15 protein-coding genes are annotated in these 13,652 nt (G+C 73.7%); 7 read left to right on the plus strand and 8 right to left on the minus strand.

The window, feature by feature from the left end; all coding sequences use genetic code 11:
* Positions 1-40 precede the first annotated feature (40 nt).
* Complete coding sequence (locus ABD292_RS08655; protein WP_344206536.1) at positions 41-1,009, minus strand: sugar-binding transcriptional regulator; 969 nt, start codon at positions 1,007-1,009, stop codon at positions 41-43.
* A 62-nt stretch (positions 1,010-1,071) separates the two neighbouring features.
* Positions 1,072-2,046, minus strand: coding sequence for a DUF5937 family protein (locus tag ABD292_RS08660; protein ID WP_344206537.1), 975 nt, complete (start codon positions 2,044-2,046; stop codon positions 1,072-1,074).
* A 65-nt stretch (positions 2,047-2,111) separates the two neighbouring features.
* Between ABD292_RS08660 and ABD292_RS08665 the strand changes: the two genes are divergently transcribed.
* Positions 2,112-3,344 (plus strand): MFS transporter, encoded by a 1,233-nt coding sequence (locus ABD292_RS08665; protein ID WP_344206538.1) that lies wholly within the window; start codon positions 2,112-2,114, stop codon positions 3,342-3,344.
* A 121-nt stretch (positions 3,345-3,465) separates the two neighbouring features.
* Here the strand turns inward: ABD292_RS08665 and ABD292_RS08670 are convergent, their stop codons facing one another.
* Entirely contained in the window at positions 3,466-4,446 is a 981-nt protein-coding gene (locus ABD292_RS08670; RefSeq protein WP_423446356.1) for a LacI family DNA-binding transcriptional regulator, read from the minus strand.
* Between the two features lie 67 nt (positions 4,447-4,513).
* Here ABD292_RS08670 and ABD292_RS08675 point away from each other — a divergent pair, with 67 nt between their 5' ends.
* Positions 4,514-5,686, plus strand: a complete 1,173-nt coding sequence (locus tag ABD292_RS08675) for a CynX/NimT family MFS transporter (RefSeq protein WP_344206539.1) — start codon at positions 4,514-4,516, stop codon at positions 5,684-5,686.
* A gap of 23 nt (positions 5,687-5,709) precedes the next feature.
* A complete protein-coding gene (locus ABD292_RS08680) occupies positions 5,710-6,360 on the plus strand; it encodes a (2Fe-2S)-binding protein (protein WP_344206540.1) in 651 nt (216 codons plus the stop codon).
* Between the two features lie 2 nt (positions 6,361-6,362).
* Here the strand turns inward: ABD292_RS08680 and ABD292_RS08685 are convergent, their stop codons facing one another.
* Both ABD292_RS08685 and ABD292_RS08690 read right to left on the minus strand, forming a co-directional pair.
* Entirely contained in the window at positions 6,363-6,923 is a 561-nt protein-coding gene (locus ABD292_RS08685; RefSeq protein WP_344206541.1) for a cysteine dioxygenase, read from the minus strand.
* Complete coding sequence (locus ABD292_RS08690) at positions 6,920-7,816, minus strand: amidohydrolase family protein (RefSeq protein WP_344206542.1); 897 nt, start codon at positions 7,814-7,816, stop codon at positions 6,920-6,922. Before ABD292_RS08690 ends, ABD292_RS08685 begins: the two co-directional genes overlap by 4 nt.
* A 188-nt stretch (positions 7,817-8,004) precedes the next feature.
* Here ABD292_RS08690 and ABD292_RS08695 point away from each other — a divergent pair, with 188 nt between their 5' ends.
* A complete protein-coding gene (locus ABD292_RS08695; protein WP_344206543.1) occupies positions 8,005-8,994 on the plus strand; it encodes a LacI family DNA-binding transcriptional regulator in 990 nt (329 codons plus the stop codon).
* 9 nt (positions 8,995-9,003) lie between these two features.
* Here ABD292_RS08695 and ABD292_RS08700 read toward each other — a convergent pair whose 3' ends face one another.
* Positions 9,004-10,347 (minus strand): aromatic amino acid lyase, encoded by a 1,344-nt coding sequence (locus tag ABD292_RS08700; RefSeq protein ID WP_344206544.1) that lies wholly within the window; start codon positions 10,345-10,347, stop codon positions 9,004-9,006.
* A gap of 7 nt (positions 10,348-10,354) precedes the next feature.
* Entirely contained in the window at positions 10,355-10,735 is a 381-nt protein-coding gene (locus ABD292_RS08705) for a phage holin family protein (RefSeq protein ID WP_344206545.1), read from the minus strand.
* Between the two features lie 132 nt (positions 10,736-10,867).
* On the opposite strand from ABD292_RS08705, the gene ABD292_RS08710 reads away from it, so the two are divergent.
* Positions 10,868-11,137, plus strand: coding sequence for a hypothetical protein (locus ABD292_RS08710; RefSeq protein WP_091078274.1), 270 nt, complete (start codon positions 10,868-10,870; stop codon positions 11,135-11,137).
* A 20-nt stretch (positions 11,138-11,157) separates the two neighbouring features.
* Here ABD292_RS08710 and ABD292_RS08715 read toward each other — a convergent pair whose 3' ends face one another.
* Positions 11,158-11,943 carry a ferredoxin reductase domain-containing protein gene (locus ABD292_RS08715; RefSeq protein ID WP_344206546.1) on the minus strand — a complete coding sequence of 262 codons (786 nt, stop codon included), beginning with the start codon at positions 11,941-11,943 and terminating at the stop codon, positions 11,158-11,160.
* A gap of 51 nt (positions 11,944-11,994) precedes the next feature.
* On the opposite strand from ABD292_RS08715, the gene ABD292_RS08720 reads away from it, so the two are divergent.
* Both ABD292_RS08720 and ABD292_RS08725 read left to right on the plus strand, forming a co-directional pair.
* Positions 11,995-12,387: an OsmC family protein gene (locus ABD292_RS08720; protein WP_344206547.1), complete on the plus strand. Its 393-nt coding sequence runs from the start codon at positions 11,995-11,997 to the stop codon at positions 12,385-12,387.
* Between the two features lie 304 nt (positions 12,388-12,691).
* Positions 12,692-13,615, plus strand: a complete 924-nt coding sequence (locus ABD292_RS08725) for a nucleoside hydrolase (RefSeq protein WP_344206548.1) — start codon at positions 12,692-12,694, stop codon at positions 13,613-13,615.
* The last annotated feature ends 37 nt before the right edge of the window (positions 13,616-13,652 follow it).

Below are 13,652 nucleotides of genomic sequence, written 5' to 3' on the forward strand. Positions count from 1 at the left end.
CGTGCAGTCAGAAACTTTGTCCAGCACACATGTTCAGCGCCTAGAGCTGGTGGGCGGCGGCCACGAGCCCTTCGGCCGTCGGGGTGTCCGTGACGAGCTCGTTGAAGTAGCCGCCCCTGGCGCCGGCCACGATCGACAGGACCTTCTCCGCGCCCACCGCGACCGCGATGACGGACGGGATGCGGCGCAGCTCCTCGGGCTTGGCGGCCACCAGCCGCTCGCTCCCCGGGTACGTCACCGGCTCGCCGTCGCGGTCGTAGACCCGCATGCACACGTCGCCCACGGCCCGGCGCAGGCTCTCGGCGTCGCGCGGCATGAGCGAGGGCACCATCTGCCGCATGAGCGGCGCCGAGCCGACCCCGACCAGCGCGCACTTGGCCCGCGCCCACAGATCCATCACCCGGCGCACGGACGGCTCGTGCTGCAGCGAGTAGAACAGCTCGGGGCCGGGCAGCGCGGGCGCGTAGAGGTAGGCGGGCACGCCGCCGACGCGCTCGGCCAGGATGCGGGTGGTCTCGTTGGTCTGGAACCAGGGCTGCGGCTCCTCCTGGCCGCCGACGGCCGGGGCGATCGTGACGCCGGGGAACTGGCCGAGCCCTTCGCGGGCGCACTCGTACACGGTGGTGCCGGAGGCGACCAGCACGACGTCGCCCGACTCCAGCCCCACGCCGGCGAGGGCGCGGGCCACCCCGGGCGCGAGCCACGGGCCGAGCGCCGGGCCGCTGACCTTGGGCACCAGGTGGACCCGGCGCAGGTCGAGCGCCTGAGCCACCTCGTCGGCCAGCGGGCCGTCGGCCATGGTGTCGGGGCGGTGCACCCTGATCTCGACGATGCCCTGCCTGCGGGCCTCGGTGAGCAGCCGGCTCACGGTCGCGCGGGAGACGCCGAGCCGCTTGGCGATGTCGCCCTGGGTGGCGTCCTCCAGGTAGTACTGCTGCGCCGCCGCGTACATCAGCTCGTGCGGGAACCTGGCCTGCTGGGTGTCGGGGGCGGCGTCGGCGGCGTTCATGCGCCCTCCTTGAACAGGTTTGCAGAACTGATGCTCAACGAGCATACCTTTGATGTCCCAGGCTAGCCGTTGATCAAAGCGTCGCCGAGCGGCGTTCGGGTGTAGAGGACCCCGCGGCCCACGCGGGCCCCCGCGATCAGGCCGGTGCGGCGCAGTGCCGCGATGTGCTCGCCCGTCGTGCCGGGGCTCTGGCCCAGCAGCGCGGCGAGCTGCGTGGTCGTCGCGGGCTCGGCCAGCTCGGCGAGGATGCGGGCCCGGCTGCGGCCGATCAGCAGCGCCAGGCCGGCGTCGGCCCGGGGCGGTGCCGCGCCCAGCCCGCGCGCGGGATAGAGCAGCGCGTACGGCCACGACTCGTCCAGATAGGTGGCGATGGACGTCATGAACGCCGACGGCAGGAACAGCAGGCCCCTGCCCCCGAGGTCGTGCCGCTCCTCGCGCCCGGAGAGCATCCGCACCTCGATGTGCCCGCTCCGCCGCCACCGGACCCGGGGGCTGAGGTCGTCCAGGGCCGCCGCCCAGCCGTAGGCGGCCAGCCGGCCCGCCCGATAGGCCACGTCCCGCTGCAGGATCGCGTGGAGGCGCGCCCAGTCGTGGACGAGGATGTCGGTCCACAGCGCCTCGTACGCCTCCGCGAACAGCTCCACCACCTCCGGGCCGAGCAGCAGGTGCCGTACCCAGCCGGTGACCGGCGGGCGCTGGGCCAGCACCCGCTCGATCTCGGCGTGCGCCCGCGCGACCGGGGTGGCGCGCACGGCGGCCAGCTCGTCGGCGAAGGCGACGTCCACGGCGGTCGGGGGAGGGGCGATGAAGTCGACGTTCGCCGCCCCGATGTTGCCGCTGACCGCGGCGGCGGCCCGCAGCGCCGGGTAGCGGGCGGCGAGCCGCGCGTACGTGCCCCGCCACCGCTCCACCCACTCCGCGTGCGGGCCCGCCTGGACGCGCCCGGCCAGCATCCACTGGGCGTGCATGGTCTCGATCAGCGGGGAGATGGCGAACCTGCTGGCCATCAGGTCCTGCGAGGTCACGTCGATGCGCACCGGCACCTTTCGGTTATATCCGAAGAAGTCGCGCGAGTGGGGGTGCGGTCCGCACCATCGGTCGGGTGAAGGGCGCGACGTTCGGCGAGGTGTTCGCCGTCAAGGAGTTCCGGGTGCTGTTCGGCAGCTTCGTGCTGCTCATCGCCGGGGACGTGGTCAAGATGCTGGCGCTGTCCGTGCTGGTGTACGCGCGGACCGGGTCGGCGGGGTTGTCGGCGGCGGCGTACATGGCGGGGTGGCTGCCGTTCATCGTGGGCGGGCTGTTCCTGCTGTCGCTGGCCGACCGGGTCGCGCCGCGGGCGCTGATGATCGCCGGCGAGGTGGTGCGGGCGGTGACCTGCCTGGTGCTGGCGTACGCGGAGCTGCCGGTGTGGGCGCTGCTGGCGCTCGTGCTGGCCACCGGGCTGTTCTCGCCGGTGTTCATGGCGGCGCGGGCGGCCATGCTGCCGGAGGTGCTGCCCGGGGACGCGTTCGTGCTGGGGCGGTCGGTGCTCAACGTGGCCTCGGCGAGCGCGCAGATCGTGGGGCTCGCGGCCGGGGGCGCGTTCCTGGCGGTCACCGGGCCGTCCGGGGGGCTGGCCGTCACGTCGGCGCTGTCCGTCGTGGCGGCCGTGGTGCTGCGCGTGGGCCTGCCGCACCGGCCGGCCCGGGTCGTCCGGGAGGCCGGGCGGGTGCTGTCCGGGTGGGGCGACGCGGTGCGCGAGACGCTGCGGGTGAACCGGCGGCTGGTCGGCGACCGGCGGGTACGGGGACTGCTGCTCGCCCAATGGCTGCCGTGCGTGTGCGTGGCCGGGGCCGAGGCCATGGTCGTGCCCTACCTCGACGGCGAGGGCCGAGCCGGGATGGTGCTGGCGGCGGCCGCGGGCGGGATGGCGGTGAGCGAGTTCGTGGTGGGCCGCTTCGCCCGTCCCGAGCTGCGTGAACGGCTGTCGCTGCCGCTCGCGGTGCTGCTCGGGGCGCCCTGGGTGGGCTTCGCGCTCGCGCCCGGCGTGGGCTGGGCCGCGGTGCTGGCCGCGCTGGGGGCGGCGGGGCTGGCGTACCAGCTCGGGCTGCAGCGGCGGTTCGTGGACGTGGTGCCGGAGGAGACGCGCGGGCAGGCGTTCGGGCTGCAGTCGGCGGGGCTGATGACGGGGCAGGCACTGGGCGCGGCGGTCGTCGGCGCGCTCGGCGAGGCCGCCGGCCCGGCGACGGCCATCGCGGTCGCGGGCGTCGCGGGCATCCTGGTGGCCCTGGCCCTCACCGGCATCCTGCGCCCGCCGGCACTCACGGCGGAACCCCGCCCGAGTCGCGCGCGCTGAGCACTCATGAGGGAAGCTCGCCCGAGTCACGCGGGCTGAGCACTCATGGGGAAAGCTCGCCCGAGTCACGCGGGCTGAGCACTCATGGGGAAAGCTCGCCCGAGTCATGCGGGCTGAGCACTCACGGCGGAAGCTCGCCCGAGCCGCGTGGGATGAGGCGGACCGGGAGCCGGATGTGCTCCGGCGGGCCCTCGTCGCCGAGCAGGCGGCGGAACAGGAGCTCGGCCGCCACCCGTCCCATCCACGCCGGGTCCTGCGCCACGACCGTCACCCCTGGCCGCAGCAGGTCGGCCAGCTCGAAATCGTCGAAGCCCACCAGCGCCACCTTCCGCCCGGCGAGCGCCCGTAGCGCCGTCACCGTGCAGCGCCCGTTGCCGGTGAAGAGCGCGGTGGGCGGCCGGTCCAGGGCGAACATGCGCTCCAGGTCCGCCCGCATCGCCTCCTCGGCGGGCGGCCGCATCGCGACCAGGCGGGGGTCGTACCGGTCGCCCAGCGCGTCCCGGTAGCCGCGGTGGCGCTCGGCGGCGGTGTAGATGGCCGGGGCGTCCCCGACGAACGCGACCCGCTCGTGCCCCTGCCCGAGCAGGTGGCGTACGGCCCGCCCGGCCCCGCCCGCGTTGTCGGCGAGCACGGTGTCGGCGTCGAGTCCCGCCCCCGGCGGCCGGTCGGCGAAGACCACCTTGGTGCCCGCGTCCAGCTCCGGCCGCAGATAGCCGTGGTCGGCCCCGGCCGGCACGACGACGATCCCGTCCACCCGCCGCGCGCAGAACGTCTCGACCAGCTCGCGCTCGCGCCCCGGCTCCTCCCCGGACGAGCCGCTGAGCAGCAGGCAGTCGTGCGCGATCGCGACGTCCTCGACGGCCCGGCTGAGTCCCGCGTAGAACGGGTCGGCGACGTCCTCGATGACCAGCCCGATCGTCGCGGTCCTGCCCCTGCGCAGCACCCGCGCGCTCTCGTTGCGGCGGTAACCCAGCCGGTCGATGGCCGCGCGCACCCGCTCGGCCGTGGCCGGATGGACGCCGGGCTCGCCGTTGACCACCCGCGACACGGTCTTCAGCGCCACCCCCGCCGCCGTGGCGACGTCCTTCATCGTCGGTCTCACGCCTGGATCATGTCTCACCGTACGGGGGCGGACAACGCTGTCAGGGCGTGTGCCAGAGTGGACGCTTATGTCGTTGCGATCTGTGGTGCTCGTGGCCGGGTTCGTGCTGGCCGCGCTCAACCTGCGCCCGGCCATCGCGGGCGTCTCCCCCCTCCTCGACGAGATCATGGGCGACGTGGGCCTCTCGCCCGCGGGCGGCGGCGCGATCACCACGGTGATGGTGGTCTGCCTGGGCGTGTTCGGCTCGGTGGCGCCCGTGCTGGCGCGGCGGATCGGGCTCGACCGCACGCTGCTGGCGGGCCTGCTCGTGATCGCCTGCGGCGTGACGCTGCGCGGGCTCGACGGCGCGCCGATGCTCTACCTCGGCTCGGCGCTGGCCGCCACCGCGATCGCCGTCATGAACGTCTCCATGCCCGGCGTCGTCAAGCAGCACTTCCCGACCCGGATCAACGTGATGACCGGCGTCTACGTCTCCGCCGTGGTGGCCGGCGCGGCCATCGCCTCGGCGGCGGTGATCCCGGTCGAGCGGCTCACCGGGTTCAGCTGGCGCGGGGTGACGGCGCTGCTGGCCGTGCCCGCCCTGCTGGCGGCGCTGCTCTGGCTGCCGCAGGCGCTGCGCGCGCAGCCCCCTCAGCCGAGCGGCCCCCGCCCCTTCCGCACGGTGCTGCGCAGCCGCGTCACCTGGTACGTCACCGCGCTCATGGGATTGCAGTCCCTCACCTTCTACGTCGTCCTGGCCTGGCTGCCGACGATCTTCATGGAGCGGGGCGTGCCCGCCGAGCAGGCCGGCTACCTGCTCAGCCTGACGAACCTGGTGCAGGTCGCCGCCTCGCTCGCGGTCCCCGTGCTGGCCGGGCGGCGGGCCTCGCAGGTGCCGTACGTGGTGGCTTCGGGCGTGCTGACCGTGCTCGGCTACCTCGGCGTGCTGCTGGCGCCGACGACCCTCCCGTGGCTGTGGATGATCGTCCTCGGGCTCGGGCAGGGCGCGTCGTTCGCGCTCGCGCTGCTCATCATCGCGCTGCGTCCGGCGGACCCGGCCGCGGTGACGGCGCTGTCGGCCGTGGCCCAGTCGGTCGGGTACGTGATCGCCGCGCTCGGCCCGCTGCTCTTCGGCTACCTGCGCGAGCTGTCCGGCGGCTGGAACGTGCCGCTCATGGTGGCGCTGGGGGTGCTGGCGGTGCAGATCGTGGCCGGCTGGTTCGCCGGCCGCCCTGCTACGTTGGGGCCGGGCCGACCGTGAAGAGTACGGAAAGGGGTTTCGGGGTGCTGACCGACGTGCTCCAGCGCATGGCCGACGACCGCGGCGGCGTGCTCGGGGTCGAGCCCGGCCTGGTCATCGAGCCGGACGACACCTGGACACCGGTCACGGAGCTGATGCGGGAGCCTCACACGCTGCTGGACGAGCTGATCGACGAGACGGCCCGGCGCTGGAACGCGCCGCACCACGTCGGCGCGGCGCTGTTCTGGAAGACGTACGGCTACTGGCACACGCTGCCGATGGCGCTCGGCTGGGCGCTCGACGGACGGGTGCCGATCATGCGGCCCGCCGAGACGTGGTTCAAGGTCTCCGAGGCCGGCGTGACGATCGCGGCCACCCGCGTCATCTGGACCGAGGGCACGGACGCCATCGGCGAGTCGCTGGCCGAGGCCCAGCAGCCGCTGGTCGCCGCCATCAGCCGCCGGGCCAGGGTGGGCGAGCGCACGCTGTGGGGCTCGACGGCCGAGGCGTTCGCGCAGCCGCTGACCTCCGTCGTGCCCGGCGACTACATGGAGCTGCTCAGGCGGATCGGCCCGCCGGTCGACGGCCTGATCGAGCCGGCGGGCGACGGCTACTTCCGCAGGACCTGCTGCCTGTGGATCACGCTCCCCGGCGTGGAGCCCTGCGCGAGCTGCTGCGTGCTGCGCCCGCGCTGACGTCAGGCCACCCCGACGGCCACCTCGGCGGCCACCCCCACGTCGTCCAGGGGCCGCAGCTCGTCGGCGTAGCTCACGGACACGCGCCGCATCACCCCGGTGCCGTCGATCGAGTACTGCCCGAGCCGCCAGAGCGGCGGCGAGTAGGCGTGGATGGAGACGCTGCGCTCCACCGCCCCCGTCAGCCGGTGGATGTGGTCGGGCCCGAACGAGAACGACTGCCCCTCCGTGACCACCGTCTCCAGGTGCTCGCCGCCGATGCGCGGATTGCACTCGCGCAGCGCCCCCTGCACCACGCGCACCGCCCCCGAGGAGATGTCGTGGTCGTGCCACCCTGTGTCGTCCTCGGGACGCCAGCACAGGACCCATACGTCCACGTACGCGTCGCGGTGCAGCGAGGCGTAGTGCCGCCCGCCGTCCTCGGGGAAGTCCACCAGTTCCTCCCACTCCTGCGGGCTGGCGGCCAGCCGGTCCACCAGGTCGCGCAGCTCGCGCCGGTCGAGCGTGCGCTCGGGGAGGGCGTGGCAGGTCCCCCCGTCCTGCTGGATCTGGTCGGTGCTCACGTACGTGTCTCCTCTCTGGACGATGGAACGGTCGCCCCGGGACGGATGCCCAGCAGGCGGCGGGGATTGGTGACGCGGATGGCGTGGGCGGCGGCGGCGCCGAGGCCCGGGTCGGGGGCGGTGGCGTAGGGGGCGTCGGAGCCGTTGACGACGACGTCGACGCCGAGCTCCCTGACGATCGCGTCGATCGCGCGGGGGCCGTAGGAGGAGGTCTCGACGAAGGCGCCGGGGTCGACCAGGCCCCGGCCGGTCCCGCCCCTGGCCAGCAGCCGCTCCGAGTGCAGCGGCGCGAGGCCGGCGAGCAGCGCGAAGCACACGCGCAGCCTCGGGTGCCGGGGCCGGACGACGGCCTGGAAGTGGTGCCACGCCTGGTGCATCTGCTGCACGTACGGCACCACCGCCGGCCACCACGGCGGCGCTCCCTCGGGGACGCGCGCCGGGCCGGGATGCACGAACAGCGGCAGGTCGCGGTCGGTCAGCACCTCCAGCAGCCGGTCGTCGGGCACGGCCGTCGCCGGGATCTGCAGTCCGGCGCAGCCGCGGTCGAGGTCGGCCGCCAGCCGGTCGGGATCGGGCTCGCTGTGGCAGGTGGCCGCCCAGACCCCGAACGGCGCCCCGAGCGCGAGCGCCCCCTCGTGGTGGGCGTCGAGCAGCGGCCAGCTCTCCTCCGGCGGCAGGAACTCGATGCCGAGCGGGCTCGACAGCGACACGAGCGCCAGGTCCAGGCCGGTGGTGTCGCGGTGCTCGTGGTCGGCCGGGTTCACCTCGTAAGGCGGCTCGCCGTCGAGGATCAGCGTCCAGCCGTCGAGCCGGGGCGGGGCCGTGCGCGCCCGCAACGCCGCCACGAACGCACCCGTCCACAGATGCTGATGGACGTCGATCCCACCGCTCACGATCACCCCTCCCCTCATTTCCTACTGATATTACATACAAACCTGCTGTCCAGGGACACCGGGAGAGTGAAGCGATTCAGTGATACGGTTCAGTGAAACGCTTCACCTGATCGCTGTCAACGGCCGGCCCGTCGCGCTCACTCCCGGGGAAACCCGATTCTGTCGGTGGCAGGCCATAGGCTGGTCCAATGCCTCGCAAGAGAGCGACGATCCGTGAGGTGGCCCAGGCCACCGGCCTGTCGCCGGCGGCCGTCTCCTACGCGCTGCGCGGCCTTCAGGTCTCGGAGGAGACCATGGAGCGCGTGCGCGCCGCGGCGGCCGAGCTGGGCTACGAGGCCGACCCCATCGCCAGGGCCCTGGCCAGCGGGCGCAGCGGGATGATCGGGCTGCTCTGCGGATCGCTCGAAGACCTCTGGCAGCAGTCGCTGGCGGTCGGCATCAGCAGAGGGCTGCGGGAGAAGGACCGCTACGCCCTGATCCTCGACGCCGTCGGCGACCCCGCCCGTGAGCGCGTCCTCGCGCAGCAGCTCCGCGACCAGCGCGTCGACGGCCTGATCGTGCAGCCGCTCGACCCGTCGGCCGGGTTCTGGAGCGAGCTGTGCGAGTCGCTGCCCGTGATCGCGATCGGCGACTCGCTGCCCGGCACCGCCGGCGAGGTCGTCTTCGACAACCGGCGCGGCGTCACCCTCGCCCTTGAGCACCTGCGCGACCTCGGCCACCGGCGCATCTCCGTCCTCACCCCCACCCGGCCCAGCACCCCTGACCGGCCCGCCGACGTCCACGTCACCGCCGAGGCCGAGCGCCTGGGGCTCGACATCGCGGTCACCACCGCGCCCCACGGCATGACCGCCGCCACCGCGGCCGCCCGCGACATCCTGCTCGACCGCAAGCCGAGCGCCGTCTTCTGCTTCGCCGACTCGATCGCCTACGGTGTCTACGCGGCGGCGCAGGAGCTCGGGCTGTCGATCCCCGGCGACGTGTCCGTCATGGGCTACGACGACCATCCGATGTCGGGGCTGCTGACGCCGGGGCTGACGACGGTCGACTGGGACATCGACGGGATCGTCCGCGCCGCCGTCCGCCTCACGGCCGCCGCCGCCGACGGGGCGACCCGCCGCCGCCGCGTCGTCCAGGCCCCGACCCTGCGCCCGCGCGCCTCCACCGCCCCTCGCCCCTGAGCTGCCTGGTCACCAGGCGGTGAGGGCCTGGCGGGAGGCGGTGAGGTCGGCGGTCAGGGTGCGGTCGGGCGGCGGTGGATGGAGGGCGCGGGTGGCCGCGGTGCGCTCGCAGGCCAAGACGATCTCCAGGGGTTCGAGGCAGCGCAGCGCGTGCCGGGCCGCCTGGGTGGCGAAACTGGCGTGGTCCTCGACGCCGAGCGAGATGACCGCGGTGCCGGTCGTGACCGGGGCGGCGAGGTGGCGGAGCTCGGCGAGGGCGTCCTGGGCGACGTACTCCAGGATCAGGACGCCGGAGGCGCCCGGCCGGTCGGCGAGGAAGCGGTGGCGGCCCGTGTAGTCCGGGTCCATGAGGGTGGCCAGGCGGGCGGTGCTGAGCTGCGCGGTCTGGGCGACCGCGGCGCGCAGGCCGTCCAGGGCGAGGGCGATCGGGGCCGCGTGGAAGTTGCCGTTGTGCCAGGCGAGGGAGCCCGCGATGAGCGGGTTCTCGGCGGCGGCGTTCAGGTCGGTCTCGACGGCCTCGCGGGCGCGGCCGAGCGCGTCCAGCGCGGCGCCGTGGACCTGGGCGAAGGCGCGGAAGCCGTACGGGTCCTGGATGCGGGCGGCCTGCTCGCGGGCGAGGAGGCCGCGCAGGCGGGCGGCGACCGCGGCCTGCCCGGGATGCGGGCGGGCCTCCTGTACGACGGCGGCCAGCGGCTCGGCCGAGGCCCCGATGGCGGTGTAGGACAGGGCGGCCACGTCCACGGCGCCGTCGAGGAGGACGCGGAGCCGGTGGCAGGCGAGGGCGGCGTCGGCCAGGGTGGCGGCGCCCGAGCTGATGAACGGCAGCGCGTCCTCGGAGGCGAGCGCGAACCGCGGCTCGGCAGGCGCGGGGGCTGGGGTGGCCGGGGAGTGGAGCCAGGGGAGTTCGCCGAGCAGGCACAGGGCCGTCGTGGCGAGGGCGGTGAGGTCGCCGGTGCCGATGGCCCCGTACGTGCTGACCGGCGGGACGAAGCCGTCGTTGACCGCCGCCGCCAGCACGGGAAGGACGGCCGGGTCGAGCCCCGAGCCGCCCGCGAGCAGTTGGTTGAGCCGGACCGTGAGCATCGCCCGCGCACGGGCCGGCTCGATCGGGGGACCGGCGCCGATGGCGTGGCTGCGCAGCAGGCCGAGGCCGGGCTCCCGGACCGGGACGTCCTTGTTGGCGCCCGCCCCGGTGCTGCGCCCGTACACCGGGCCGGTCAGCTCCTGGGCGGTCACCCACGCGGCCCGCGCCCGGTCCAGGGAGCCGAGCTCGACGCGGGCGTCGCCGTGGGCGACGTCGTGGACCTGCGCGCACGTGAGCCCGGAGCCGTCGAGCAGGACCGCCGTCGCCATCGGAGGGTCAGTCGCCGTCGGGGAGGATCAGCCCGAGCAGCCAGCTCACGAGGCTGACGATGATCGCGCCCCAGAACGCCGACGGGTAGAAGTCCTCCACATGGAAGGGGATGCCGAGCTGGCCGGAGATCCAGCTCGTCAGCAGCAGCATGGCCGCGTTGATCACGAGCAGGAACAGCCCGAGGGTGAGGGCGATGATCGCGCAGCCGAGCGCCTTCACGATCGGCTTGACGATGGCGTTGACGACGCCGAAGATCAGCGCCACGAGCAGCAGGACGCCCCAGTACTGTGCCGAGTTGGCGGGGGTGTTGACGTCGATGCCGGGGATGAACTGGACGGCCACCCAGAGGGCCACCGCCGCCGCGAGGGTTCGGATGATGAACTTCACGCTGGTTGATACTCCCACTTTGCGCTCGGCGCCGCGATAGGGGCTGCCGGTGACTACGTGCCCGGCTTGATGGTCGCTGATCGGTTATCGCCGCCCCCGCGAGGGGAAGGGGCGGGCGGGGGAAGGAGCGAGATGAACGCGAACGGGCTCGAATCTCTGCCGGCACACGAGTTGCACGAGCGCGCGGTGCGCTACGCCGTGCGTCATGGCGATCTGGGGTTCCTGTGGGAACTGCTGAAGGTGATCCCGGCGGCGGAGGCCGCCTCCGGTCACGAGACGGACGCCGATCTGACCAAGGTGTCGGCGCTGCTGGCGGACGCCATCGCGGCCGGGGAAGGCGAGCTGGGCGAGGCGCTGCGCCCGGTGTACCTGAGCTATCTGCGCGAACACCCCGACGCCTAGCGTCCTTCACGGGAGAACGGTCACCTCGCCTCCTCGTCCATCGGGAGCGGCGGCAGCTCGGCGCCGAGTGCGGGCCGCGCCTTCAGCCGCGAGGTGAACCGGATCTGTGACCGGGGCACGGCCAGGCGGGACAGCGCGCCCCCGACATAGCGCTGGAACGGCCGGGGACCGGCCACCACGACGTCCCGCTCGGCGAGGTCGGGGATCTCGCGGGCCAGCCCCGAGGCGCTGATCCGCTCCTTGGCGCGCGGGTCGTGCTCGGCGCCCTCGACGAGCACGAGCCGGTGCCGGGCCGCGAGATCGCGCAGCTCGTCGGTGACCCGGTCGGTACGGTAGATCGCGATCGTGTCGGCGTCACCGGCGCCGTCGCCGCCGGAGCCGCCGTCGAGCCGGGCCCGCAGCGCGCCGGCGTCGAGGCCGGTGGCGATCAGCAGGGTGCCCTTGGCGGTGGCGCGGGAGGGCGCGTGGCCGTGGAGCGCCGCCACCGCGGCCACGACGTACAGCAGGAGCGAGCCGGCCTGGACGGGGCCGGCCGTCCCGGTGAACGCGCCGGCCTGCTGGGCGACCAGCAGCGCGCCGGAGAGATAGCCGGCGAGCAGCAGCCGCTGCCTGGCCCGCGGGCTGCTGAGCCGATCCGCGGCCTCGGCGGTGAGGAAGCCGATCGCGACGAGCAGCGCGGCGGCCACGTACGCCGTGGGCCGCCAGAGGAGACCGGGGCCCGGCTGGATCGCGCCGAGCTCGGCGACCGCGACACCGCACCAGAACAGGACGGGACCGTGATGATGAGCGTGCGCCTGGCTTGCCATGTCTCCACGGTGCTGAACGAACATGAAAGCTTTCTGAGTAGTGTCTGAAACATGGCTAACGTGTGGGTCGAACGGACCGAGGACGGCGGATTCCGGGCCACCAACGCCCGTGGGGCAGAGGTGCGGATCGGCGGCGGCGACGACGAAGGGGCGTTCACGCCCGTGGAGCTGCTGCTGGCGGCGGTGGGCGGCTGCAACATCGTCACCGTCGAGCCGCTCACCGCTCAGCGCGGGCACCGGCTGGTGCGGCTGGCGATGACGGTGGAGGCGCAGAAGGTGGAGTCCAACAGGCTGGGCCCGGTGACGGTGACCTACGACGTGGAGCTGCCGTCGGAGGCGGCCGGCGAGGTGTTCCGCGCGGTGGCCGGGCGGGTGCACGAGAAGTACTGCACGGTGAGCACGTCGCTCCAGGACGGCACGGAGGTTCGGCTGGAGCTGCCCTAGTCGGGAGCTTCCTGAGTCGGATTAAACAGATATTCGACCCCGTTATGACGCGACCGTTGCATTCGTCTCGGTAGCGTTATAGCAGGTCAGGAGCACAGCACTGGGTTTCTGGCCGACCGACCTTCACCGAAGCGGACGCGGAGGGGGACCGCGAGCCGCAAGTGCGGGACCGCCGGTGTTTTTGGGGGAAGACACCGGCCTGGACCGCCACCGATCGGGCCGGGCAGATTTGGGGGAACTGCCCGGCCCGATCCATGCCCGCACCCGGGCGCCGAGCGCGCCCGGGTGCGTATCCTCCCGTTACGTGAAGAAAGTTCTGATCGACTGCGACCCCGGCATCGACGACGCACTCGCCCTCGCCCTCATCGCCGGCTCCCGCGACGCCCTCGACCTGGTGGGCGTCACGACGGTGGGCGGCAACGTGGACCTCTCCCTGACCACGGCGAACGCGCTGGCGCTTCGGGAGTTCCTGGACCTCGGGGACGTGCCGGTGACGCCGGGCAGCGCCGGCGCGCTGCTGCGGCACACCGTACGGGCCACCGTCCACGGGACCAGCGGGCTCGGGACCGTGGTGCTGCCCGCACCGCTGCGCGGCCCGTCGCCCGGTCACGCGGTCGACTTCATCGTGGACGCGCTGCGCGCCGCCCCCGGCGAGATCACGCTGGTGGGCGTGGGCCCGCTGACGAACCTCGCCCTCGCCGTACGCAAGGAGCCCCGCGTCGTCGAGTGGGCCCGCGACATCGTCATCATGGGCGGCTCCTACACGCGCGGCAACCACACCCCGGCCGCCGAGTTCAACATGCTCGCCGACCCGGAGGCGGCCGCGATCGTGTTCGAGGCCGGGTGGACCGTCACGATGCTGGGCCTCGACGTGACCCTGTCGGCCGTGGTCGACACCGCCGTGCTCGACCGGATGCGCCCGCTCGGGCGGCTGGCGGAGCTGCTGGTGCCAGGGGCGCAGTCGTACAAGGAGGTCACGGACGACGACGGGCCGGCCATCCACGACGCGTGCGCGGTCGCGTACGTGCTGGACCCGTCGCTGTTCACCTGCGTCCCCGCCGTCGTGAACGTCGAGACGGCCGGCATCCACACCCGCGGCATGACCGTGACGGACTTCGCCGTGACGGGCCGCCAGGCGAACGCCCTGGTGGCGACCGCGCTGGACGTGCCGCGCTTCTGGGACTTGATGATCGCCGCGTACGGGAGGCTGGCCGCCCGCCTCGGTTGATGTGCGGGCACCGCTCGGCGGCTGATACAGTTACTCG

The sequence above is a fragment of the Nonomuraea bangladeshensis genome (assembly GCF_039529455.1).
GTDB lineage: Bacteria > Actinomycetota > Actinomycetes > Streptosporangiales > Streptosporangiaceae > Nonomuraea > Nonomuraea bangladeshensis.